Source organism: Bacillus cereus group sp. BfR-BA-01330, assembly GCF_022663885.1.
Classification (GTDB): domain Bacteria; phylum Bacillota; class Bacilli; order Bacillales; family Bacillaceae_G; genus Bacillus_A; species Bacillus_A cereus.
The window spans coordinates 330982-355475 of sequence record NZ_JAKUGK010000002.1; the positions used below are offsets into that span (position 1 = coordinate 330982).

Consider the following 24494-nt stretch of genomic DNA (forward strand, 5'->3'; position numbering starts at 1 on the left):
AGATAAACTTCAAACCTCTTTCTTAGTGGAAAGAGGTTTTTCTATGTTAGAAAAACCTCTGAATTTAAAAAGGGGGAGAAGAAGATGGGATATTATTCATTAACAGAAATAACAACTGTACAATATGCGAAAGATCATGGCTATTTTGAAGAGAAGGCAAATGTCATTTGTCATGAAATTGGAGATGGAAACTTAAATTACGTGTTCAAATTAGATGATGGAGAGAAATCCATTATAATAAAACAAGCACTGCCTTATGCGAAAGTAGTTGGTGAAAGCTGGCCATTGTCTATAAAAAGAGCAACGATTGAAAGCAAGGCATTACAAATTTTTGCGCAGTATGTACCGGATTATGTTCCAGTAGTGTACAGTCATGACGAAGAGTTAGCGATAACGGTAATAGAAGACTTATCAAGACTAACAATTACAAGAAAAGGATTAATAGACGGAGAAGAATATCCGCTTTTATCCCAGCATATTGGTCGTTTTCTAGCACATGTTTTATTTTACACTTCAGATTTTGGTTTACAGTCAGAAGAGAAGAGGATACTAGAAGGTACCTTTGTAAATCCGGACCTATGTAAAATTACAGAGGATTTAGTGTTTACAGATCCGTTTGGGCATTATGATACAAATGATTATGAGCCAGATTTACAGCTCGTGGTTGATGAACTTTGGAGTGATAAAACTTTAAAACTAAAAGTAGCACAATATAAATATAAGTTCTTAACAAGAAAAGAAACTCTTATTCATGGTGATTTACATACTGGTAGTATTTTTTCGTCACCTTCTGAAACGAAAGTGATTGATCCAGAATTTGCGACATATGGCCCATTTGGGTTTGACATAGGTCAATTTATTGCAAATCTATTATTAAATGCGTTATCTAGAGAAGAAGAAAAGAGAAGTGTACTATTTTTCCATATAGAAAAGACGTGGAGTTATTTTGTAGAGACTTTTACAAAGTTATGGATTGGAGAAGGTGTAGAAGCATATACGAAAGAAAAACAATGGTTACCAATTATTTTGCAAAATATCTTTACTGATGCTGTTGGATTTGCCGGATGTGAACTAATTCGTAGAACAATTGGTTTAGCTCATGTAGCAGATTTAGATGAAATAGAAAATAAAGAAACAAGAATTCAAGCTAAGAAACAAGCGCTATCCTTAGGAAAAGAACTAATAAAATATGAATCTAAAAGTGCTGATATTCAACTGTTTCGAACATTATTTCAACAGACAGTTTCAAGGGGTGTAAAAGCATGAGTACAATCGTTACTGTTCCGAGATCTGTAAGTTGGAAAGGGGATGCAATTGCGGTATTAAATCAAACGAAATTGCCACATAGCACAGAATACAAAACATTAACGACTATTGAAGAGGTTGGGAAAAGTATCATAATGTTAGAAGTACGCGGAGCGCCTGCAATTGGAATTGTAGCTGCATTTGGCTTGGCGCTTGCAGCGAAAAAATATAATACTTTACATATCGAAGAATTTCAAAAGAAGTTTAATAGAGACTGTAACTATTTAGGGACATCACGCCCAACGGCAGTAAATTTATTTTGGGCAATTGATCGTATGAGAGAATCTATTCGAGAGATTACTACAATAAAAGAAGCGCAAAAAATATTAGAAGAAGAAGCGCTTCGCATTCAACAGGAAGATGAAGAGGTGTGTCGAAATATTGGGGAATATGCGTTAACATGTTTTAAAGATGGCGATAATATTTTAACAATCTGTAACGCTGGAAGTATCGCAACTGCCAGATATGGAACTGCATTAGCTCCCTTTTATATTGGAAAAGAGAAAGGTGTGCGTTTACATGCATATGCGTGTGAAACGAGACCAGTTTTACAAGGTGGTCGCTTAACGACGTGGGAATTGAAGCAAGCAAATATTGATGTGACCCTTATAACAGATAATACTGCAGCTCATGCTATTCAAACGAAAGAAATAAACGCAATTATTGTGGGGGCGGATCGAATTGTCGCAAATGGAGATACAGCCAATAAAATAGGGACAATGAATTTAGCTATTTTAGCAAAGTACTTTAATATCCCATTTTACGTTGCTGCGCCACTGTCAACATTTGATGTTACGAAAGAAACTGGAGCCGAAATTATTATTGAAGAAAGAGATGAAACAGAAGTTACGAAAATCTTTGGAAAACAAGTAGCACCAATTGGAACGGATGTTTATAATCCAGCATTTGACATAACGCCGAATGAATTAATTACAGGAATTATTACTGAGAAAGGTATTATACGCGGGGACTATAAACGAGAAATTGCATCATTATTTGAAAAACAAGCTAATACATAATAGCTTGTTTTTTTATGCCTAAATGCAGTGTTTTCTCTTACTTATATAATGAAAGGAGGGGAAGAGGGTGGAAGAGTGGATCAAGATGATAGGTAATGTAGGGTTTCCGATTGTTGTAACATTATATTTACTCCACCGTATTGAAAGTAAATTAGAGGGGGTAATTGTTGCAATTGAGAAGCTCCCGCGGCAATTACTAAAGTACGAAGATCCTCGGGATAAAAAATAAAGTTTGCTCTTCTTGAGCAAACTTTATTTTTATTGAGCGGTATAACCACCATCGATAACGACAGCTTGACCAGTTATACCTTTAGCTTTTTCACTCGCTAAAAACATCGCATAATCTGCAATTTCTTGTACTTGTAATAAGCGCTTTTGTGGAACGAGTGGATAAATAACATCTTCTAAAACATTTTCAAGTGGTACATTTCGTGTAGTAGCTAAGTCTTGTAGTTGATTACGTACAAGGGGGGTATCAACATAACCAGGGCAAAGGGCATTAACAGTAATACCATGCGTAGCACCTTCTAAAGCGGCAACTTTTGTTAATCCAATTACGCCATGTTTTGCACTATTGTAGGCAGCTTTTCCAGCAAACCCGACAAGGCCGTTAATAGAAGCGACATTAATAATACGACCATATTTTTGTTGTTTCATAATCGGAAAGGCATGCTTAATTGCAATAAACGGAGCAATTTGCATAATTTGAATTAGTAGCTCGAACTTTTCAGTTGGAAAGTCTTCAATGGGTGAAACGTGTTGCATTCCTGCGTTGTTAATTAATATATGTAATGAACCGAAATGATCAACTGTTTGAGAAATTGCTGCTGTAATTTCCTCTTCAGATGTAACGTCACATTTTAAACCGATAGCTTGAAAACCTTCATTTTGTAATTGTTCAGCAGCTTCTTTTGCACGTTCTTCAAGCCGATCGGTAATCACAACTTTTGCACCTTCTTTTGCAAAAGCCTTTCCCATTTCATAACCAATACCACTTGCAGCACCTGTTAAAAAGACAACTCGATTTGTAACCATGATGAAAAACATCCCTTCATAATAAAGTTTTCATAGTGCTCTATTTAGAGAAGCTATAATGAAATTCCTGCAAACATTTGGAAAAAATATCGTTAGCTATCTTGTTTTGCAAAATAGTCTTTGCTATACTATTTTGTAAAGCAAGATAGTAGGAGGATTTGAATTATGTCGACAAGTCAAATGCTGAAAGGGATTTTAGAAGGATGCTTACTTGCTATTATTTCTGAAGGCGAAATATACGGTTATGAAATGAGTGAAAAGCTAGCGAAGTATGGTTTTACAATGGCGAGTGAGGGAAGTATTTATCCGTTATTAATACGAATGCAAAAAGAAGGACTAATAACAAGCGTAATGAAGGAATCTCCATCTGGTCCAAAGAGAAAATATTATACATTAACAGAAAAAGGCGAGGAAGCACTTGATGAATTTATGGATCGCTGGGAAACGATGCAAAGTAGTGTAGAACGTCTACTTGAAGGGAAGGGAAGGAGAAAATAATGCTATCAAGTGAAGCGCGAAAGTTTTTGTTAGATATGAGATTATTTTTGACGGCAAAGAGTGTGAAAGAAAGCGATATTGAAAATTTTATAGAAGATGCGGAACTCCATTTAATTGAGGGTGAGAGTGATGGGAAAAGTGTAGAAGATATTTTCGGAAGCTCACCGAAAGAATATGCGCATGAACTTGTACAAGTGATGGAAAAAGATAGACAGGAAACGTGGAAGCAAATTGGTTTTACAGTAATGAATATCGTATCGTTTTGGATTATTGCTTCTATCTTAATAGTGAATCATGGAATGTTACAGATTTCACTTATTCAGTGTATCGGTTATAGTTTTTCATTGATTTTAGTTGTTATAGGTCCTAATTTTCTACTTCGCAAAATGGCCTTCGTAACAAGTTTTACAAAAACATGGTTTTCTATGTGGTCTTTAGTTATGATCGCTCCAATGTTTTTATTAGGAGCTGTTACGATATTAGACGTGATATATCCGACAAAAATGCTCACATTCACCGAAGTGCAAAGTTATATAGTAGCTGGTGGGATTTTTATCATCACAGTAGCTATAAATATATACTTTGAAGGATGGTTTAAAAACTTATATTTAATCATTCCACTTTCAATTATGTTAGTGTTTAAAACATTTACAACGGAAGATCTTGTTCCAATGTTATTTCAAATTATATGTTTATACGGAAGTTTATTTATTTTAATTTTTGTTGAAATTATGGTGAAGGCGAATAGAAGAGAAATGGTTAAATAAGGGAGGGGCTATAATGCAGATTTCTAAAGAAGGAGAAAAGTTCTTAATCGATACGAAAGTATATTTAATAACACAAGGAATTAAAGAAGAAGATGTTGACGCTTTTTTAGAAGATGCAGAACCTCATTTAATTGAAGGTGAGAAAGAAGGAAAAACGGTAAGTAATATATTTGGTGATTCGCCAAAAGAGTATGCGGAAGAATTAGCGAAAGAGATGGAGAAGGATAAAGGCGGAAGTATAAAGAGTGTTTTAGGAATGATTATTGGGATAGGTGGGTATTGGTTACTAACCAATATTTTATTTGGAAATCCGAATCAACAATTTACGTTAACAAATGTACAGGTAATTGGTTATCCTATCGTTTTAATTATTACAATTATTGGAACGGTTTTTGCGTTTAGAATGTCTTCTTTTAAAAGTAAATCAGTAGAGTTTGGAATTATTTATGTAATAGTAATGATACCTATTTTATTATTAGTGTTATTAATGTTTATGAATAAATGGTATGGGACGCCAATTTTACAATTGTCGACAATGCAGACATATATATTAGCAGTAAGTATATTTTTATTACTTCTTATTGGTGAAGTATATGTTCTTGGTTGGATGGGTGTTTTGGTACTAATTGTTCCTCTTGCGATTATGTTCTTATTTAAAGACTTAGAAGAAAGAAATGTATTTTGGGGAATTGCAAAGATATTACTTATGTATGGAAGTATATATGGATTAATGAGATGGTCTTTAAAAATTGAAGAAAGAAAAAGTGTGAACTAGAAATTCAATAAAAAGCGGCTGCTCTGGATATACCAAAAATTATTTCCAAAGAAATATTATATAGGGATTTTTAGAGGGATTACATTTACATTTAGTTGTCTATTTTTATTTCTAGCAGCCGGGATTTGTTTTGTTGATTGGAATAAGTTGTTTTAAACAGTAACATGAGGGTTACTGTTTTTTTCTTTGCAATAAAGAGCTTTGTAAAGAGAGTGTTTTTTGTTCGTTCGTCAATAGAGACTGAATAGGAACATTTTCAGGGCGCGGGACTATCGGATACATAAGATTGGTTGGAGAAGGATGGTGCTCGGAGCCGGTTGGGGAATGAGGATCTGCGTGAGTAAGTTTTCCGTGAACACGTCTTGTAAATAAAATATGACCGATTTCGTGAGCAAGCGTATATATATTTTTCATAGGAGCAGCCGAGTTTGTTAAAACGATATATCCGGTAAGTTGTTGCTGTTTTGCTAAAGAGTAAGCGCAGGCAATTACTGCTGTTTCTTTGAAATAATCACTGCCAATATAACAAATATAAAGGTCGCATTCAGGAGCTTCATTTACACATGTTTGGAAAAAGGATGCCAGCTTTTCTTGACTTTGAATGGAATTTTTATAACTGATTTCACGGTCAAAAAAACGGAAAAGTTCATTTAATACAATTACTTCTTGAATTTGAAATGTAATGGGGTGCCAAATTGATTCTGCAACAGCTAAATCTTTTGCGATGCGGTCATCAGAAATATCGGCGCCGGGAGTAATACAAATACATATATTGACGTATGGATCCATAAGGAACACCTCAACTGAAAAAAAGTTCTTCCTATAATATATGTGGGGAAAAGATGTCATGTATGGATAAACGCCTTCTTTATTGAATATATAGATGACAAGTCGAAAAAATTTCATAGTTCTATAACGTAGTGTGATCATCTTTTTGATATAGTAAAGAAAAGGGGGAGAATATATGTATACATTAAAAATCGTTTCAGACAGAGAAGCTCTTTATCAATTTGCAAGTTATGTAAGAGTTGTACAAGGGGTGGAAGATGTATATGTAGAGGTGGGAGAACCTTTATATGAACATCCGTTAATGAAGTTTTATGTACATATTAAGCTGAAAGAAACATATGAGCAGCATAAAGCGTTACAGGAAATAGCAAGATTAGTAGAATTGGGGCGTTTTACATATGTCCATTATCGTAATGATGAAATTGAGGAAGCTTTTGAAGCTGTAAAATATGAAAGTTTTAAGAAATAAAGGTGAAAAAAAGGAGGCGAAAGCTTCTTTTTTTCTTTAAAATTACATGAACAAAAAGAGCAAAATTTTGTTATGATAAGGGAGGTTAGGGAAAGGGGAATTTACATATGGGGTATATTGAAGAGTTACGAAAAGTCGTTGGTACAAGGCCGCTTATTCTCGTAGGATCAGCAATTATTATATTAAACGATAATCAAGAAGTATTGCTTCAATATCGTTCAGATACATATGATTGGGGTGTACCTGGTGGGGCGATGGAACTGGGCGAAACGACAGAAGAAACTGCACGTAGAGAGTTATTTGAGGAAACGGGGTTAACTGCAAAAATAATGCAATTTCTTGGTGTTCTATCAGGAAAAGAAGTATATTTCCGTTATCCGAATGGCGATGAAATTTTCAATGTTATTCATCTGTATCAGGCACATCATGTGAGCGGGGAATTAAAGCTCGATCATGAAGGGTTAAAACTTCAATATTTTCCAGTAGATAAGTTGCCAAAATTGAATGAAACGACAGAGAAAATTTTACAAAAGTTTTTATATGCGCTGACAGAATAGAAGGTTAATTCCTTCTATTTTTATTATATTAAATATTTTGATTTTTTAGTATGTTTATAGTATGATAGTTATAGATATACATCTTATGGAATTTCACCTAAAAACTGACTAGGGTACATAAGAGAGGGGCAAGTGCAAAATGCATAATGTTGTTATTACAGCTGCAGTTCGTTCGCCAATTGGAACTTTTGGAGGAGCGCTAAAAAATGTAACGCCAGTAGAATTAGCTGTTCCTGTACTTCAGGAAGCTGTAAAACGAGGCGGGGTAGAACCACATGAAGTTGATGAAGTAATTTTAGGTCATTGTATTCAAAGAACTGATGAAGCAAATACGGCGAGAACAGCTGCATTAGCGGCAGGATTTCCTGACACAGTTACGGGATATACAATCCAACGTCAATGTTCTTCAGGTATGCAAGCAATTATGTCAGCTGCAATGCAAATCCAATTAGGTGTAAGTGATGTTGTTGTTGCAGGTGGGGTAGAAGCGATGAGTTCGAGCCCTTATGCATTGAAACAGCACCGCTGGGGACAACGTCTACAGCACGGAGAAATTCGTGATACGGTGTGGGAAGTGTTAGAAGATCCGATTCACCATATTATGATGGGTGAAACAGCGGAAAATTTAGTTAAACAATATGAAATTACAAGAGAGGAACAAGATGAAGTTGCTCTTCGCAGTCATACATTGGCACTGAAGGCAATCGAGTCTGGATACTTTGACGATCAAATTGTTCCTATTACAATAAAAGAGCGTAGAAAAGAAGTTGTATTTTCGAAGGATGAACATCCACGTGCAGATATTACAGCTGAAAAATTAGCTGGATTGAAGCCGGCGTTCCGTAAAGATGGATCAGTGACTGCTGGAAATGCATCTGGCCTTAATGACGGGAGTGCAGTTCTAGTATTAATGAGCGAAGAAAAAGCGAAAGAAAAAGGTTTACAACCGTTAGCTAGAATTGTTGGATATTCAGTAGCTGGAGTAGATCCAAAAATTATGGGTATTGGACCAGCACCAGCAATTCGTAAAGGTTTAGAAAAAGTAGATTGGTCATTGGAAGATGCAGATTTACTTGAAATTAATGAAGCTTTCGCGGCTCAATATTTAGCTGTAGAGAAAGAGTTAGGCTTAGACCGTGAAAAAGTGAACGTAAACGGTAGTGGCGTAGGACTTGGGCATCCAATTGGTTGTACAGGGGCTCGTATTACAGTAAGTTTAATTCACGAATTAAAAAGACGTGGGTTAGAAAAAGGAATTGCCTCTTTATGCGTCGGTGGCGGTATCGGGGTTGCCTTATTTATAGAAGCACTATAAAAAAGAAGCAGCTATTGCTGCTTCTTTTTTTACGACTCAAATAGATGATGGAATAATCGATCGCGATTTTCAAAGAAAAGTTTCGTCGTTTGGTAATGCTCAGTTTCTTCTAATGTGGATTCGTGAATTCCCTCTTGTGTTAAAGAATATATAGTGGATTCAGGATAAGCCATTAAAATAGGAGAATGCGTCGCGATAACAAATTGTGAACCTTGTTCAGCTAGTTCGTGCATTCGAATGAGCATGGAAAGTTGTCTCATTGGTGATAAAGCTGCCTCAGGCTCATCTAAAATGTATAAACCTTGTCCTGAAAAACGGTTCATAAATAATGAGAAGAATGATTCACCGTGTGATTGTTTGTGTAGTGAGATACCACCATAAGAGTTGATAACCGGATTCCCACGTGCTTCTCTATCAGCATCTATTTCATCAATATAAGAAGCAACGTTATAAAATGATTCAGCGCGAAGAAAGAAACCGTCGTTTGGTGTATTGAAACTTTTTGAAATTCGAAGGTATTCATGTAAAGATGAATGGGAATCGTTTGTGCTAAAGCGGAAGTTCTTCGTTCCACCTTCTGCATTAAAACCTAACGCAATTGCAATTCCTTCAAGTAATGTTGATTTACCTGTTCCGTTTTCTCCAATAATGAATGTTACATTTGGATGGAAAGCTAGTGATTGTAATGTTCGAATAGCGGGTAAACAGTAAGGATATGCGGAAAAACTAGGGATATTTTCTTTTTTTAATGTGACATTTTGTAAAAAGGGTACGTCAATCAATATATAAACCTCAATTCATAACGGATTTTGAATTTAAAAAGGCAGCAAATACAAGTGTTAATGACACCTGAATCCCTTCTTGTTTTCTGAATATTTTATGTGGATTATATCATTTAAACTATCATATTCCAATGTGAAAATAAATATTGCATGAAGATTCATTCTCTCGTTATGATATATGGTATTCTATTGAAAATGTGAGAAGGAGTTAAAGTATGCCGTTTACATTTGCACATCCAGCAGCAGTTCTTCCTTTTGCGAAAAAGCACTCTAAACATATTTCAGTAACGGCTCTTATATTAGGTAGTATGGCGCCTGACTTTGAATATTTTTTGCACTTTAGACCCTATGGTGTTATTGGCCATACATGGCTTGGGTTCTTATATTTAAATTTACCGCTTGTATTTCTAATCGCATACATATATCATTACATTTTAAAAAAGCCGTTTATAACGCATTTGCCTAAACCGTTTGCTGGTTATTATTCATATGCAATAGATGAGAGGTGGGGGCTACATACCTGGAAAGAATTCTTTGTATTTTGCTATTCTGCATTATTCGGTATGCTCACGCATGTCGTTTTGGATGCATTTACTCATAATACAGGCTATTTCGTTATGAAAATAGCATTGTTACAAATTGAATTACACAGTATTCCATTGTATAAATATATGCAACATGGGAGTACATGTGTTGGCTTATTATTGCTATTATACGTACTATGGGAGTATAAAGATGAAACAGGGAAAGATATGATTGTAGCTTTAGAAAAAAGAAAGTATTGGGTTTCGATAATCATTGTGACAGCTTTTATATTTATCGTGCATGCGTTCCTAGACCCCTATTTTCATATTTTCCAAATTGGAGGTATAATAGTATCTGGACTGACAAGTTCATTTTGTGGAATTGTCATTGTTTCTATAGTTTACAAAGCAAGGGACTAATTTTATATTCATGAATGATAGCGTTAGGAGAAATGAAATGATGAAAGCATGGAAAAGTATTTTTGTTTTATGTAGTTTTCTTCTTATGTTAAGTGGTTGCTTCCATCAAGAAGAAAAGAAAGCTGAACCGAAGAAGAAAGAATCTATTCCTGAAACGAAAGAATATGGTGGGCGTGAGCTGAAAAAAGTAGGACAAAAAGTGAAAGAAACAGGATGGGGTACTTTCAAGTTAGAGCAGATGCATTCTGTGAATCAAACATTTGAAGTAGCGCCAATGAAAATTCACGTACAAGATGTGAAAGTAATCTCTTTATCACAAATGAGTGAAAAGGCAAAAAATACATTGAAAGTATACACGGCACTAACTCCTGAAGAAGTAAAACGTAGATTAGGGGATAAAGTAAGCCAAGAAGATGCAGAATTATATGCATCGCTAAGTGGAACAGAGATTAGTAATACAATTCGTTACGTTGAGATTACATATAAAGTGGAGAATAGCGGAAATAAAAATATGCAATTTTTCTCTATGAATGATGTTATGATTAATGGTAAGCAACATTTTAAAGTAGCCACTCAAAACTTTTTATATGACGAAGATACGTTAGTTGGTACAAAAAATGTATCAAGAGAAGACTATAAGCCTGGTGAAATAAGAGATGGTATTATTGGTTTAATACTTGACGATGGAAAAGACAAGGTAAAGGATATTCAGTTTACAACTGATGATTTACTTGCAGGAGATTCAGAAACACAAGATGTTGTAAAAGAGCCACAAACGTTTAACATCTCACTAAAATAATGTAAGACAAAACAGTCAGCATACAAATATTATGCTGACTGTTTTTTTATTTCTTTTATGTATGAATCTACATTTTGAAAAGGCACCTTAATTTTAAACGCATCTTTTTGTTCATTAAATTGCTTTTCATTGTAGGGACCGAAACGTTTATTGTGCTTTACATCAATAATCCAATAATGTTCACTTTTTTTATTTGCAATTGCTGCGTCAGGGTTATTTGGATCTGATTTTTCCTCAGTTTGTTTTGCAATAATGTATTTATCATCCCAAGCAATGTCTGTAATTTTTGCAGGGATGTATTGTGTGGCATATACAGCATCTTGCGAGGGGAAAAGTTCAAATGCATTTCCAGAAGTACGTATGAGTTCGTATTCATCGTTAACCGTATAAGTTAAGTGACTTGTGTTTCCTGCACAACCAGTTAATAGGAAGGCGACGAATAGGATTATCCATTTTTTCAATATGGGAACCTCCTTTATAATGCTATTGTAACAAATTGTACAAGAAAAGTAAGAGAAACGCTAGTTTACAATGTTTTTTAGAAGTGGTACGATGAGACGGGTAAAGAAGGATATGAAGGAGTCGACATAAAATGAAGTTAAAGATGCATCGTCCAGCGCTTGTAATGAATCGCATAGGTGCTTCCCTAATTGACATGTTTTTAATCTCGGTTATGTATGGTGCAGTAGTAGCTATTATGACCGGAAACTATAGTGCTATGTTTAAGCGCTTTAATATAAGCTTAGGTGATTTTAGATATGATTTCGCAGTAGTTTTCATATTAATGGCGATATATTTTATTGTATTACCCTTTATTTGGAACGGTGTTACACTTGGCAAAAAGGTAACGAGAATAAAATTAATTTCATTGAAGAGTGAAAAGCTAACGTTGCAAACATTAATTATAAGATTTTTTGTAGTGTTATTACCGAACGTATTGCTATTAGGAATTCCATTAATATGTAACGTATATATGATGTTGTTCCGCAAAGACAATTGCGGTTTTCAGGACTTAATTACAAAGACGAAAATAATAAGTCTTGTATAATAAAATAAAAAAAGACCCTTTTATATATAAAAGGGTCTTTTTTTATTTTATAAGTATATTGTGAATATTTACAGTAAGGAAAAACTAAAATGTGTCATTTCTATTTATAATAGATTGAAAATTAAGATAATGGTATAATGATTAAAAATAATATCTTTATCTCACCATTTGGGGCTGATTAAAGTTTTACTTTATATAATAAGGGGGAAGTTGAGATGACAGGAGGTAGCATAATTTTTTGGGGCATTCTCATTTTTATCGGTCTAGTTCTTGATCAGCGTAAGAGTAAGAAAAAAGAAGGATAAAAAGTAAACGTTTACAAATCGAATGGCAATTTTTCTTGCTTGCAGAATAATCTCATAAAGGAGTATACTGAATGACGGTAAGACTTATAGAAGGGGTAATGAAAATGAAGCTTGCAGGAAAAGTTGCTATCGTAACTGGCGGTGGCATCGGTATTGGACGTAATACAGCTCTTTTGTTGGCTAAACAAGGCGCAAAAGTTATTGTGACGGACATTGATCAAGAGAGTGGACAAGCAACAGTGGAGGAAATTATGAATCTAGGCGGAGAAGCACTTTTTGTATTCTATGATATGGAAAAGCAAGGAGATTGGCAACGCGTTATTAGCATTACTTTGAATGCATTCAGTCGCATTGACATGCTTTTTCAAAATGCTGGTTTATATAAAATAGATTCTATTTTTTCTCGCCAACAAGAGAACGATTCCAATGTACTTTGTATTAATGACGTTTGGATAGAGATAAAACAATTAACGTCATCTTTTATGAAACAGCAAGAAGAAGTGGTGCTTAGTGATTTACCGATTTTCGGTATTATTGGCACGAAAGGACAATCATTTCATACAGTAGAAGCCCTAGTATAATAATGAAAACCGCCCTCAATATATGTGGACGGTTTTTTATATGTGTATAGTAAAGATAAATTTTTTAGCGAATACGTTGTTCAGTTTGGTTATCAAAGAAATGCGCTTTATTCATATCAAATGCTAATTTAATTTGGTCACCAGGTGAAAACGTATGTCTTGCATCTACACGTGCCGCAAAATCTTGATTCCCAAGTTTCATATATAAAATGGATTCAGCACCTAATAACTCAGCGACTTCAATTTTTGTTGTGAAGGCAGTAGATTGTGAAGCTTCTAAAAATAGTAGTTCATCATGAATGTCCTCTGGACGAATACCTAAAACAATTTCCTTATTTACATAGCCTTGTTCACGTAGCATCTTCATTTTTCCTTCAGATACTTTAATTTTTATAGTATTGTCTATAACGAAATCGGTTTCAGTCAATTTACCACGGAAGAAGTTCATAGCTGGTGAGCCGATAAATCCACCCACGAAGATGTTTTCTGGTGTTTCATATACTTCTTTTGGAGTTCCAATTTGTTGGATTTTTCCATCCTTCATAACGACAAGACGCGAAGCCATAGTCATTGCTTCTGTTTGATCATGTGTTACATAAATTGTTGTTGTTCCAAGACGATGATGTAGCTTAGAAATTTCTGAGCGCATTGCAACACGGAGTTTAGCATCTAAGTTTGATAATGGTTCATCCATTAAGAAAACTTTTGCATCTCGAACGATTGCTCTACCTAACGCAACACGTTGGCGCTGTCCACCTGATAATGCTTTCGGTTTTCTATCTAAATATTGTTCAAGTCCTAAAATTTTTGCTGCATCTTTCACACGACGATCGATTTCATCTTTTGGTATTTTTCGAAGTTTTAATCCAAATGCCATATTATCATATACACTCATATGTGGATAAAGAGCGTAGTTTTGGAATACCATAGCGATATCTCGATCTTTTGGAGGAACATCATTCATTAGTTTACCATCAATTGAAAACTCGCCTTTTGAAATATCTTCAAGTCCAGCTACCATTCGTAATGTTGTAGATTTTCCGCATCCAGAAGGACCGACAAATACAATAAATTCTTTATCTTGAATGTGTAAATTAAAATCAGTTACAGCTGTTACGTTATTATCATATATTTTATAAATGTTTTCTAATTTAAGTTCTGCCATGGTATTTCCCCCTAGAAATAATTATGCAAACGTTTTCTTTGAGTTCATTATAAACGAATAGATTCAAAAAATAAATAAAAAAATAAAACGTTTTCATTTATTGGAGATTTATTAGTGGTTTTCATATGTTTTCTTAGAAAAAGACAATAAAAATTGTAAGCGCTATTTTAAATTGAGATAGAATCTGTTATCATTCATTAATGAAAACGTTTGCGCCTTAAAAAAGAGAAAAATGAATGATGAATGAAATGGGGTAGCATAATGGAAAAACAATGGTGGAAAGAAAGTGTAGTATATCAAATTTATCCTCGTAGCTTTATGGATAGTAATGGTGATGGTATAGGAGATCTTCAAGGGATTATTTCAAAGCTAGATTACTTAAAAGAGTTAGGGATTGATGTGATTTGGTTATCACCAGTCTATGAATCTCCAAATGATGATAATGGTTATGATATAAGCGATTATTGTAAAATTATGAACGAGTTCGGAACAATGGAAGATTGGGATGAGCTATTACATGAAATGCATGAACGTAATATGAAATTGATGATGGATTTAGTTGTTAATCATACATCTGATGAACATAATTGGTTTATTGAATCACGTAAATCAAAAGATAATAAATATAGAGATTACTATATATGGCGCCCTGGAAAAGAAGGAAAAGAACCGAACAACTGGGGAGCAGCGTTTAGTGGATCAGCATGGCAGTATGATGAAATGACAGATGAATATTATTTACATCTGTTTTCTAAAAAACAGCCAGATTTAAATTGGGATAATGAAAAGGTAAGACAAGATGTTTATGAAATGATGAAGTTTTGGTTAGAAAAAGGAATTGATGGTTTCCGTATGGATGTTATTAATTTTATTTCTAAAGAAGAGGGATTACCAGCTGTTGAAACAGAAGAAGAGGGGTATGTTTCAGGTCATAAGCATTTTATGAACGGTCCAAACATTCATAAATATTTACATGAAATGAATGAGGAAGTATTATCGCATTATGATATTATGACGGTTGGTGAAATGCCTGGTGTAACGACAGAAGAAGCGAAATTGTATACTGGAGAAGAACGAAAAGAATTGCAAATGGTATTCCAATTTGAACATATGGATTTAGATTCAGGAGAAGGTGGAAAGTGGGATGTAAAACCATGCTCACTTCTTACTTTAAAAGAGAATTTAACAAAGTGGCAAAAAGCATTAGAGCATACCGGATGGAATAGCCTTTATTGGAATAATCATGATCAGCCTCGCGTTGTATCTCGTTTTGGTAATGATGGAATGTATCGCATTGAATCAGCAAAAATGTTAGCGACAGTTCTTCATATGATGAAAGGAACGCCATATATTTATCAAGGAGAGGAAATCGGAATGACGAACGTCCGATTTGAGTCAATTGATGAATATCGAGATATTGAAACGTTAAATATGTATAAAGAAAAAGTGATAGACCATGGTGAAGATATAGAAAAAGTAATGGAATCTATTTATATAAAGGGTCGTGATAATGCTAGAACTCCGATGCAGTGGAATGATCAGAATCACGCTGGATTTACAAAAGGTGAACCTTGGATTACTGTAAATCCTAACTATAAAGAGATTAATGTGAAACAAGCAATCCAAGATGAAGGTTCAATTTTTTATTACTATAAGAAATTAATTGAACTACGCAAAAATAATGAAATAGTTGTGTATGGATCATATGATTTAATATTAAATAATGACCCTTCTATTTTTGCTTATGTAAGAACATATGGAGATGAAAAACTACTTGTCATTGCAAACTTTACTGCGGATGAAAGTGTATTTGAAATGCCTAAGGATATTAGTTATAGTGAATCAGAGTTATTTATACACAATTACGATGTAGAAATCGGATCAATAGATAACATTCCATTACGTCCGTATGAAGCGATGGTATTCAAATTGAAATAAGAAAAATCCTTATGCCACCTTGGCATAAGGATTTTTTGGGTTACCATTTTAATATGGAGAATCCATATGGAGGAAGTGTAACTTGTAATACACTTGCTTCTGCTGAAAATTCTTCATTTGTATAAATGTTAATTATTTTCTTACCAGTAACATGAAGAGGGAGTGAAACTGTAACTTCACTATTAGTAGGGTTTAAAACGAAAAAGATAGTTTCATCCTCATATGTTTTCGTATAAGAAATATAATTATGTTCATCATTTGCTTCGATGAATTGAAAAGTACCATGTCCTCCAAAAGCTGCATGTTGTTTTCGTAATGAAATCAATGTTTGTATATGTGTAAATAATGCATGATCTTGTTCTTTAGTATCCCAAATCATACATTTACGGCAATCGGGGTCCATACCACCATCCATGCCGATTTCATCTCCGTAATAAATACATGGAGAGCCGATGAAAGAAAGATGGAATACATAGAGCAATTTCAACTTATTTTTATCTCCATTGCATGTTGTTAAAATTCTTGGAGTATCATGGCTATCTAATAAATGAAAGGCTGCTTCATTTACATTCATAGAGTAGGAATGTAGAGATTCTGTAATTTGCTTCATAAATTCACTTGCTTTAATGGAATCGTTAGCAAAGTAAGAAAGTAGAGCGTTTGTAACAGGGTAGCTCATGACAGCATCAAATTGATCGCCTTGTAGCCACGGAAGGGCATCGTGCCAAATTTCTCCCAAAATATATACTTCAGGATTTAATGTCTTTATTTCAGTTCGGAATTCTCTCCAAAAGTTGTGATCGACTTCATTGGCGACATCAAGGCGCCAGCCATCTATATTGAATTCTCGTACCCAATAACGTCCTACTTCAAGTAAGTATTCTTTTACATCTGGATGAGCTGTATTTAATTTAGGCATATACGGTGTAAAGGCGAAAGTATCATAATTGGGAAGTGGCTCGGTTATAATTGGAAATTCATGAATGTGGAACCACTCTTTATATGCAGACTTCTCACCGTTCTCTAGAACGTCTTGAAATTTCTCGAAAAAGTATCCACTATGATTAAACACAGCATCGAGCATTACTTTTATACCGTGTTTATGACATTCTTCAATGAGCTCTTTAAAAGTTTCTTTCGTCCCAAATTGTGGATCAATTTCCATATAGTCAATTGTGTCATATTTATGGTTTGAATGAGCTTTGAAAATAGGTGTGAAATATATTCCGGAAATGCCAAGCTTAACAAGGTAATCAAGGTTTTGAATAACACCAGCAAAATCCCCGCCGAAAAAATTAGTTGGAGTTGGATTCGTACTTCCCCAAGGAAGGGTGTTTTCTGGATTCAGCGTACTATCGCCATTAGCGAATCGTTCAGGGAAAATCTGATACCAAATGGTGTCTTTAATCCACGATGGTGCTTTGAATACATCATCTGCATGAATAAATGGAAAACAAAAAAAGTTACCAACATCATCATTTGGAATGTTAGAAAAGAATCCTCGCTCTGTATAAATAAGAGTGTCTGTTTCAGATTTTAATTCAAACCCATAACGTAAGCGCTTAAATTTTGGTTCGATTGCAATGGACCAATAATCAAATAATGCAGTAGAACCCGTTTTTTTCATTGGTGTACTTGCTGATATCCATTTCCCGTCTTTCCATTCGTAAGGATCACCGTAAATAAGATCGGCGCTTTGAACATCATCTCTCTTAGTACGTATTCGGATGTGAATTGTTTGTTCATCGTAAGCGTATGCATAATTATCTTTCGGCCTATGATAAATGGCTTCTTTAAACATATAGAAAATCCCCCTTCAATATCTCTATACATAGTATTCCCTTAAGTGTAATAATAAAGCCTGTATTGCAAACGATTGCCTTTCTTATAGCTTTAATATTGCTTATAAGAGTAGTATTCATTTCATATAAAGTCAATGTATAAAGAGTATAATGACATAATTTTTAAATTAATATTTGCAAAATGAATAAAAGAATGTATAATGATAGACAAATAGCGCAAACGTTTTCATAGACTTGAGATATTGTTTGCGCTTCAATTAAACTATTAAATGCAAACGTTTTCAGTTACTGAGGTACATAGACAATTTAGGGAGGTTTTTGGGATGAAGAAAGCATTATCATTATTAACGGTTTCAGCATTATCTATTGGTATGTTATCTGCATGTGGACCGAAAGATTCAGGGAAAAAAGAGGAAAGTAAAGCGAAAAAAGACTATGATCTTCTTGTTTGGGAAGATGAGAAAAAAGGTGTGGGTCTAGAGCCAGCGGTGAAAAGTTTTGAAAAGAAATATAATGTGAAAGTAAAAGTTGAAGAGGTTCAGATGACGAAACAAATAGAAAAACTTCGTCTCGACGGTCCAGCTGGCACAGGGCCAGATGTTGTAACATTGCCACATGATCATATTGGTAATGCGGTAACAGAAGGGCTACTTTCAGAAGTGAAAGTAGATGATACAGTAAAAAGTAAATTTACAGATTTATCAATAGAAGCACAAACATATAACGGAAAAATATATGGTTTACCAAAAGCGATTGAAACACCAATCTTTATTTATAATAAAAAAATGATGCAAAAAGCGCCGGAAACGATGGATGAACTGTTTAACTTCTCAAAAGACTTTACGAAAGATGGAAAATACGGATTTTTAGCACTAGGAGATAACTTCTACTTTGCTAATGCATTTATGGCAGGTATGGGTGGTTATGTATTTGGTGAAAAAGATGGAAAGCCAAATGCAAATGATATTGGATTAAATAATAGCGGTGCGGTACAAGGTGCTGAATATATTCAAAAATGGTATAAAGAAAAGTTATTCCCGAAAGGTATTATCGGTGAATCTGGTGGTTCAGCTGCAGATGGATTATTTAATGAAGGAAAAGCAGCATCTATTATGAATGGTCCATGGGCATTCCAAGCGATGGAAAAGGCTGGAATTGACTATGGTGTTGCTCCAATGCCGAAATTACCAAATGGTCAACCGATGAAAACGTTCGTTGGTGTAAAAGGATGGCATGTAACAAGCTTCTCTAAACAAAATGATTTAGCTACAAAATTTACTGAGTGGGTTACAAATGAAGAAAATGCTAAAATTCGCTTTGAGAAAACGAAAGAAATTCCACCAGTAAAATCAGTAATGGAAGATCCAATCATTAAAGAAAATGAGGCTGCAAAAGCGGTTGCGACACAATCTGAAAATGGAATTCCAATGCCAAATATTCCAGAAATGCAAGAAGTTTGGAAACCAGCTGGAGATGCGCTTCAATTAGTTGTATCAGATAAAGAAGCACCAAAATCCGCACTTGATAGTGCAGTGAAACAAATTAAAGGTAATATTGAGGCAAATCATAGTAAGAAAAAATAAGGTGAAATTCGTGCCTCTAATATGAGGGGCACGAATTCTCTCCCTTCCATGTAGGAAGAAAAAAGGGGGAAGGAACATGCAAACATCTATGGAACCTGCAAAGGGGTTAAATGATTCAAAGCATAGGAAAGTGGCAACCATGTTATCAATCATTCCAGGCGTGGGCCAAATGTATAATAAACAATTTGTAAAAGGTCTTATTTTTCTAGTATTAACAGGTTCATTTATTGTAGCCTTTGCTGATTTATTAAATATGGGATTATGGGGCATTGTAACGCTCGGTACAGAAGTTCCACGTGACCATTCCGTCTTTCTATTAGTAGAAGGGATCTTGGCACTTATCGTTATCGCTTTTGGGCTTGGCATATATGCATTTAACTTATATGATGCATATCAAAATGGGAAGAAACGTGATATTGGAACACCGTTAAATTCTGTAAAAGAGCAATACCGTAATTTGTTAGATCAAGGCTTTCCTTATTTAATGGTTTCACCAGGTTTTCTACTACTTATCTTTGTTGTCGTATTTCCAATCATCTTCGTAATTTTAATTGGATTTACAAACTATGATTTATATCATTCTCCTCCAGCTAAATTAGTAGATTGGGTGGGCTTTAAAAACTTTATTGATATTTTCACATTACCGATGTGGAGAGATACATTTTTAAGTGTATTTTCTTGGACTGTCATTTGGACATTCGTTGCAACAACATTACAAGTTGCACTTGGTATTTTTTTAGCGATTATCGTAAATCAGCCTGGTATTAAAGGTAAGGCAATTATTCGAACAATCTTTATTTTACCGTGGGCTGTTCCAGCATTCGTATCTATTCTTGTATTTGCTGGTATGTTTAATGAAACATTTGGAGCAATTAATAACCAAGTATTAGCTTTATTCGGGATTGAAAAGATTGCTTGGATGACAGACCCGTTTTGGTCAAAGATTGCTTTAATTATGATTCAAACGTGGCTTGGTTTCCCGTTCGTCTTTGCGATGACAACAGGTATACTGCAATCGATTCCAGGAGAATTATATGAAGCGGCTACAGTAGACGGAGCAACTGCTTGGCAACAGTTCCGCAAAATTACATTGCCACTTGTGTTATATGCAACAGCGCCAATATTAATTACGCAATATACGTTTAACTTTAATAATTTTAGTATTATTTATCTATTTAATAACGGGGGACCTGCTGTGTCTGGACAAAATGCAGGTGGAACGGATATTTTAATTTCATGGATCTATAAGTTAACGATGACTTCGGCTCAATACGGCAAAGCAGCAGCTCTTACAATGATTTTATCGTTAATCGTTATTACAGTTGCGTTATGGCAATTTAAGAGAACAAAATCATTCCAAGAAGAGGATATGATGTAAATGAATATTAAACGACAAAAGATGCTACGTCTTTCATTAAGTTATTTAGTTATCTTCATAATGTGTGCGATTGTTTTCTATCCATTACTATGGATAATTGGCTCATCGTTTAATCCAGGTGATAGTTTATCTGGGTCAAGTATTATTCCAAAAAACGCCACATTAGATCATTATCGCAAGCTACTTGATCTCGATTCAAGTAATTACTTACTTTGGTATAAAAATACTTTGAAAGTTAGCGTAATGACGATGATTTTCTCTGTACTAGCCATTAGTTTTACTGCTTATGCATTTTCGAGATATCGTTTTGTTGGAAGAAAGAATGGTTTATTAACATTTTTAATTCTGCAAATGATCCCGAATTTTGCAGCGTTAATCGCACTATATATATTAGCTCAGTTAACAGGATTACTTGATACACACCTTGCATTAATTTTAATTTATGTGGGCGGAGCAATTCCGATGAATACATGGCTTATGAAAGGGTATTTTGATACGATTCCGAAAGAACTGGATGAATCAGCTCGAATGGATGGAGCAGGGCATTTCCGTATTTTCTGGCAAATCATTATGCCACTTGCAAAGCCAATCGTAGCGGTTGTAGCATTATTTACTTTCATTGGTCCATTTACAGATTTCATTTTAGCGAGTATTATTTTGCGAACACCAGAAAATTATACTTTAGCAGTTGGATTATATGAAATGGTTGCGAAAAAATTCGGTAATGAATTTACAACGTTTGCAGCGGGTTCAGTGTTAATTGCGATCCCGATTTCAATTTTATTCCTATCACTACAAAAATATTTTGTTTCCGGTTTAACAGCTGGAGGTACAAAAGGATGAAAAATGGGACATTACGTCCCATTTTTCTTTTCATCTCCCTATAAATAAGTTTATAGGGAGATGAAAAGAGATTTGACATCACATGTGAAAAGAAGTGAAATAAATAGTATATTATAGTATAGGAAAAAATAGCTATATCCCTTACAATACATGAAGAGGGAGAATAGGATTAGTTTTGCAAGATATAAGAAATGAAAGTTTATGACTTGCAATGAGTGCGAGATAAAATATATGAAAAATGGCAGAGAAATGAGAGGAGGGGGATTTTTATGACAGTTACAATTAAAGATGTGGCGAAGCAAGCGAATGTGGCACCATCAACAGTTTCTCGTGTAATTGCTGATAATCCAAGTATAAGTGAAAAGACAAAGCGCCGTGTTAGGAAAGTGATGAGTGAATTAGGGTATCATCCCAATTTAAATGCGAGAAATCTTGCGAACCAAACGACGAAAACACTTGGTCTTGTTATGCCAAGTTCTGCAAGTAAAGCTTTTCAAAATCCATTTTTCCCAGAAGTTATAAGAGGGATTAGTTCATTTGCACACGTAGAAGGTTATGCGCTTTACATGTCGACAGGTGAAACGGAAGAAGAAATTTTTAATGGTGTCGTAAAGATGGTACAGGGACGCCAAATTGGTGGCATTATTCTTTTATATTCAAGGGAGAATGATCGGATTATTCAATATTTACATGAACAAAATTTCCCGTTTGTTTTAATAGGAAAACCATATGATCGAAAAGATGAAATTACATATGTAGATAATGACAATTATACAGCTGCAAGAGAAGTGGCAGAATATTTAATTTCATTAGGGCATAAGCAAATCGCGTTCATTGGTGGTGGATCAGATTTACTTGTAACGAGAGATCGTTTAGCTGGTATGAGTGATGCCTTGAAATTAGCAGACATTGTATTACCAAAAGAATATATTTTACATTTTGATTTTTCGAGGGAAAGTGGTCAACAAGCTGTTGAGGAATTAATGGGACTGCAGCAACCGCCAACGGCAATTATGGCAACGGATGACTTAATTGGACTTGGTGTGTTAAGTGCTCTTTCTAAAAAAGGATTTGTTGTACCGAAAGATGTTTCTATTGTAAGCTTTAATAATGCTTTATTATCGGAAATTGCGAGCCCTCCACTTTCGACAGTTGATGTGAATATTTATCAGCTAGGATATGAGGCGGCAAAAGCTTTAGTTGATAAAGTAGAGAATGCAGAATCCACTGCAAAGTGTATCATTATTCCTCATAAATTACTAAAACGTCAAACTTGTGATCATTATGCATAAAAAAGCTAAGAGTTTAACTCTTAGCTTTTTTCATTAGAAAGGCTTCTAATCGGTCGCAGCCTTCTTTTAAAGTTTCGATACTATACGCATAGGACAAGCGAAGGTAGCCTTCACCGTATTCAGAGAATGCTGTTCCAGGAACTACAGCTAGTCCCGCTTCTTTGACAAGATCAAGTGCAAAATCAAATGATGAAGATGTCAAATGACCAACATATGGGAATAAGTAAAATGCACCTGTTGGCTTTTCAACTGTTAATCCCATTTGAGTGAGTCTATTATATACGTAATCACGGCGTTTTTTATATTGGTGGCGCATCATTTTTGGTGCGTCTTTAGCTGCTGTTAATGCTTCAATTGCAGCGTATTGAGCGATTGAAGTAGCACACGTTACATTGTATTGATGAACTTTTAATATGTGTCCTGCTAAATAGCTTGGTGCAAATAAAAGTCCAACACGCCAGCCAGTCATAGAATGTGATTTAGATAAACCGTTAATGACAATTGTCTTTTCACGCATTTCTGGGAAATGAGCGATAGATGTATGCTTTTGTTCATATACAAGCTCGCTATAAATTTCATCTGAAAGGACGAAAATATTTTTATCTTTTAAAACATCTACAATATCTTTTAGCTCTTCTGTTGATAAAGTTACACCAGTTGGATTAGAAGGATACGGTAGTACGATACATCTTGTTTTTTCTGTAATAGCATTTTTAAGCGCTTCAGCTGTTAAACGAAATCCAGTTTCACGAACATCTACAAAAATAGGCGTTGCACCGCATAATCGAATAATGGGTTCGTAACCTGGATAAATAGGAGCAGGTAAAATTACTTCTGTTCCTGGCTCTAAAATCGTTCGGAATGCAACATCAATTGCTTCGCTAGCACCGATTGTAACGATGGTTTCGTTTTCAGGTGAGTAATGTAAATCGTAGTTATCTTTTACGAAGTTACAAGCTGCCTTACGTAATTCTAGTAAACCAGCGTTATGTGTATAGCTTGTATAGTTTTCTGTAATAGCCCGTTTTGCCGCTTCTTTCACGAGAGAAGGTGTAGGGAAATCGGGTTGTCCAATTGTTAAAGAAATCAAATTATCATAGTTTTGAATCATGTTAGAGAATTGACGGATTCCAGAAATTTGGATATCCTTCACTCTAGGGTTAATGAATTGTTCCATTGTATCTCCCTTTCTTCCGTTTGAAAATTAAGTTCATTTTATCATATTTTCTATGATTACGCTTTGTATATGTTATTTAGAAAGAGAGAGAAAAGAGAAAAAAAGCCGCTATAAGCGACTTTTTAATATCCGTATTCCCAATCTATTTCATCTTCATTCCAGAGTACAGAGGATACCTTGCCAAGGTGAACAACTGATTCGTTCACAGCACATGTGCAGTTTTCTTCTCCCGCTTTATGCTGTAACTCTTCATATACTGATTTTTCAACATTTTCTAGAACAACCAAATTTTCTTCTTTTAAAACAAGCGTAGTACCCGCCATATTTA

General features: G+C 34.7%; 27 protein-coding genes and 1 pseudogene. 20 read left to right on the plus strand and 8 right to left on the minus strand.

What is annotated here, in order from left to right; translation table 11 throughout:
- Positions 1 to 84: 84 nt before the first annotated feature.
- The 3 genes from mtnK (at position 85) to MR112_RS07590 (ending at position 2553) form a co-directional block, all read left to right on the plus strand.
- Entirely contained in the window at positions 85 to 1266 is a 1182-nt protein-coding gene (mtnK, locus tag MR112_RS07580) for an S-methyl-5-thioribose kinase (protein WP_071741176.1), read from the plus strand.
- Positions 1263 to 2324, plus strand: coding sequence for an S-methyl-5-thioribose-1-phosphate isomerase (gene mtnA, locus MR112_RS07585; RefSeq protein ID WP_134208405.1), 1062 nt, complete (start codon positions 1263 to 1265; stop codon positions 2322 to 2324). The genes mtnK and mtnA overlap by 4 nt, the downstream gene beginning before the upstream one ends.
- 67 nt (positions 2325 to 2391) lie before the next feature.
- Positions 2392 to 2553 (plus strand): YvrJ family protein, encoded by a 162-nt coding sequence (locus MR112_RS07590; RefSeq protein ID WP_000393336.1) that lies wholly within the window; start codon positions 2392 to 2394, stop codon positions 2551 to 2553.
- A gap of 29 nt (positions 2554 to 2582) precedes the next feature.
- Here MR112_RS07590 and MR112_RS07595 read toward each other — a convergent pair whose 3' ends face one another.
- Entirely contained in the window at positions 2583 to 3359 is a 777-nt protein-coding gene (locus MR112_RS07595) for a 3-hydroxybutyrate dehydrogenase (RefSeq protein ID WP_000258428.1), read from the minus strand.
- Between the two features lie 165 nt (positions 3360 to 3524).
- Here MR112_RS07595 and MR112_RS07600 point away from each other — a divergent pair, with 165 nt between their 5' ends.
- The 4 genes and pseudogenes from MR112_RS07600 to MR112_RS07615 form a co-directional block, all read left to right on the plus strand.
- Positions 3525 to 3857: a PadR family transcriptional regulator gene (locus MR112_RS07600; RefSeq protein WP_000107982.1), complete on the plus strand. Its 333-nt coding sequence runs from the start codon at positions 3525 to 3527 to the stop codon at positions 3855 to 3857.
- Positions 3857 to 4624 (plus strand): DUF1129 domain-containing protein, encoded by a 768-nt coding sequence (locus MR112_RS07605; RefSeq protein WP_242244875.1) that lies wholly within the window; start codon positions 3857 to 3859, stop codon positions 4622 to 4624. Before MR112_RS07600 ends, MR112_RS07605 begins: the two co-directional genes overlap by 1 nt.
- A 13-nt stretch (positions 4625 to 4637) precedes the next feature.
- On the plus strand, positions 4638 to 5399 hold the full coding sequence (locus MR112_RS07610; protein WP_001167278.1) for a DUF1129 domain-containing protein: 762 nt from the start codon (positions 4638 to 4640) through the stop codon (positions 5397 to 5399).
- 12 nt (positions 5400 to 5411) lie between these two features.
- Positions 5412 to 5555: pseudogene (locus MR112_RS07615) on the plus strand (DNA-binding protein); the annotation flags it as partial.
- A gap of 15 nt (positions 5556 to 5570) precedes the next feature.
- On the opposite strand, the gene MR112_RS07620 reads toward MR112_RS07615, so the two are convergent.
- On the minus strand, positions 5571 to 6188 hold the full coding sequence (locus tag MR112_RS07620; RefSeq protein WP_000371608.1) for an ImmA/IrrE family metallo-endopeptidase: 618 nt from the start codon (positions 6186 to 6188) through the stop codon (positions 5571 to 5573).
- Between the two features lie 175 nt (positions 6189 to 6363).
- On the opposite strand from MR112_RS07620, the gene MR112_RS07625 reads away from it, so the two are divergent.
- The 3 genes from MR112_RS07625 to MR112_RS07635 all read left to right on the plus strand — a co-directional run bounded on the left by MR112_RS07625 (position 6364) and on the right by MR112_RS07635 (position 8529).
- The gene (locus tag MR112_RS07625) at positions 6364 to 6657 is read left to right on the plus strand and encodes a DUF3928 family protein (protein WP_000288330.1); all 294 of its coding nucleotides are present in this window, start codon (positions 6364 to 6366) and stop codon (positions 6655 to 6657) included.
- Positions 6658 to 6764: 107 nt separating this feature from the next.
- On the plus strand, positions 6765 to 7214 hold the full coding sequence (locus MR112_RS07630) for an NUDIX hydrolase (protein ID WP_000540529.1): 450 nt from the start codon (positions 6765 to 6767) through the stop codon (positions 7212 to 7214).
- A gap of 139 nt (positions 7215 to 7353) precedes the next feature.
- On the plus strand, positions 7354 to 8529 hold the full coding sequence (locus MR112_RS07635) for an acetyl-CoA C-acetyltransferase (protein WP_000552081.1): 1176 nt from the start codon (positions 7354 to 7356) through the stop codon (positions 8527 to 8529).
- Positions 8530 to 8558: 29 nt separating this feature from the next.
- Here MR112_RS07635 and MR112_RS07640 read toward each other — a convergent pair whose 3' ends face one another.
- Positions 8559 to 9311, minus strand: a complete 753-nt coding sequence (locus tag MR112_RS07640) for an AAA family ATPase (protein WP_000567998.1) — start codon at positions 9309 to 9311, stop codon at positions 8559 to 8561.
- 215 nt (positions 9312 to 9526) lie between these two features.
- Between MR112_RS07640 and MR112_RS07645 the strand changes: the two genes are divergently transcribed.
- Together MR112_RS07645 and MR112_RS07650 are read left to right on the plus strand one after the other, a co-directional pair.
- Positions 9527 to 10255, plus strand: a complete 729-nt coding sequence (locus tag MR112_RS07645) for a DUF4184 family protein (protein WP_242244876.1) — start codon at positions 9527 to 9529, stop codon at positions 10253 to 10255.
- Between the two features lie 37 nt (positions 10256 to 10292).
- Positions 10293 to 11054, plus strand: a complete 762-nt coding sequence (locus MR112_RS07650) for a hypothetical protein (RefSeq protein ID WP_000973899.1) — start codon at positions 10293 to 10295, stop codon at positions 11052 to 11054.
- Positions 11055 to 11083: 29 nt separating this feature from the next.
- On the opposite strand, the gene MR112_RS07655 is transcribed toward MR112_RS07650, so the two are convergent.
- A complete protein-coding gene (locus MR112_RS07655) occupies positions 11084 to 11515 on the minus strand; it encodes a DUF3997 domain-containing protein (RefSeq protein ID WP_000758789.1) in 432 nt (143 codons plus the stop codon).
- 131 nt (positions 11516 to 11646) lie between these two features.
- Here MR112_RS07655 and MR112_RS07660 point away from each other — a divergent pair, with 131 nt between their 5' ends.
- The 3 genes from MR112_RS07660 to MR112_RS07670 all read left to right on the plus strand — a co-directional run bounded on the left by MR112_RS07660 (position 11647) and on the right by MR112_RS07670 (position 12988).
- Positions 11647 to 12102 carry an RDD family protein gene (locus MR112_RS07660; protein ID WP_000769080.1) on the plus strand — a complete coding sequence of 152 codons (456 nt, stop codon included), beginning with the start codon at positions 11647 to 11649 and terminating at the stop codon, positions 12100 to 12102.
- Positions 12103 to 12317: 215 nt separating this feature from the next.
- Entirely contained in the window at positions 12318 to 12407 is a 90-nt protein-coding gene (locus MR112_RS07665) for a hypothetical protein (protein WP_000145638.1), read from the plus strand.
- A gap of 71 nt (positions 12408 to 12478) precedes the next feature.
- On the plus strand, positions 12479 to 12988 hold the full coding sequence (locus tag MR112_RS07670) for an SDR family NAD(P)-dependent oxidoreductase (RefSeq protein ID WP_227899625.1): 510 nt from the start codon (positions 12479 to 12481) through the stop codon (positions 12986 to 12988).
- Positions 12989 to 13052: 64 nt separating this feature from the next.
- Here MR112_RS07670 and MR112_RS07675 read toward each other — a convergent pair whose 3' ends face one another.
- Complete coding sequence (locus MR112_RS07675; RefSeq protein WP_000818931.1) at positions 13053 to 14153, minus strand: ABC transporter ATP-binding protein; 1101 nt, start codon at positions 14151 to 14153, stop codon at positions 13053 to 13055.
- A gap of 261 nt (positions 14154 to 14414) precedes the next feature.
- On the opposite strand from MR112_RS07675, the gene malL reads away from it, so the two are divergent.
- On the plus strand, positions 14415 to 16091 hold the full coding sequence (malL, locus tag MR112_RS07680; RefSeq protein WP_059303475.1) for an oligo-1,6-glucosidase: 1677 nt from the start codon (positions 14415 to 14417) through the stop codon (positions 16089 to 16091).
- Between the two features lie 40 nt (positions 16092 to 16131).
- Here malL and MR112_RS07685 read toward each other — a convergent pair whose 3' ends face one another.
- On the minus strand, positions 16132 to 17892 hold the full coding sequence (locus tag MR112_RS07685) for an alpha-glycosidase (protein WP_048655573.1): 1761 nt from the start codon (positions 17890 to 17892) through the stop codon (positions 16132 to 16134).
- A gap of 324 nt (positions 17893 to 18216) precedes the next feature.
- On the opposite strand from MR112_RS07685, the gene MR112_RS07690 reads away from it, so the two are divergent.
- From MR112_RS07690 to malR, 4 genes are all read left to right on the plus strand, one after another.
- Positions 18217 to 19476: an extracellular solute-binding protein gene (locus tag MR112_RS07690; RefSeq protein WP_000709931.1), complete on the plus strand. Its 1260-nt coding sequence runs from the start codon at positions 18217 to 18219 to the stop codon at positions 19474 to 19476.
- 76 nt (positions 19477 to 19552) lie between these two features.
- Positions 19553 to 20854 carry a maltosaccharide ABC transporter permease MalC gene (gene malC, locus MR112_RS07695; protein ID WP_001194982.1) on the plus strand — a complete coding sequence of 434 codons (1302 nt, stop codon included), beginning with the start codon at positions 19553 to 19555 and terminating at the stop codon, positions 20852 to 20854.
- Entirely contained in the window at positions 20855 to 21697 is an 843-nt protein-coding gene (malD, locus tag MR112_RS07700) for a maltosaccharide ABC transporter permease MalD (RefSeq protein ID WP_001022603.1), read from the plus strand. It begins immediately after the preceding gene.
- Between the two features lie 269 nt (positions 21698 to 21966).
- On the plus strand, positions 21967 to 22989 hold the full coding sequence (gene malR, locus MR112_RS07705; RefSeq protein WP_000219053.1) for a maltose operon transcriptional repressor MalR: 1023 nt from the start codon (positions 21967 to 21969) through the stop codon (positions 22987 to 22989).
- A gap of 13 nt (positions 22990 to 23002) precedes the next feature.
- Here malR and MR112_RS07710 read toward each other — a convergent pair whose 3' ends face one another.
- Complete coding sequence (locus MR112_RS07710; RefSeq protein ID WP_000434578.1) at positions 23003 to 24166, minus strand: aminotransferase A; 1164 nt, start codon at positions 24164 to 24166, stop codon at positions 23003 to 23005.
- A 122-nt stretch (positions 24167 to 24288) separates the two neighbouring features.
- Entirely contained in the window at positions 24289 to 24489 is a 201-nt protein-coding gene (locus tag MR112_RS07715; protein WP_000929280.1) for a hypothetical protein, read from the minus strand.
- Positions 24490 to 24494 lie beyond the last annotated feature (5 nt).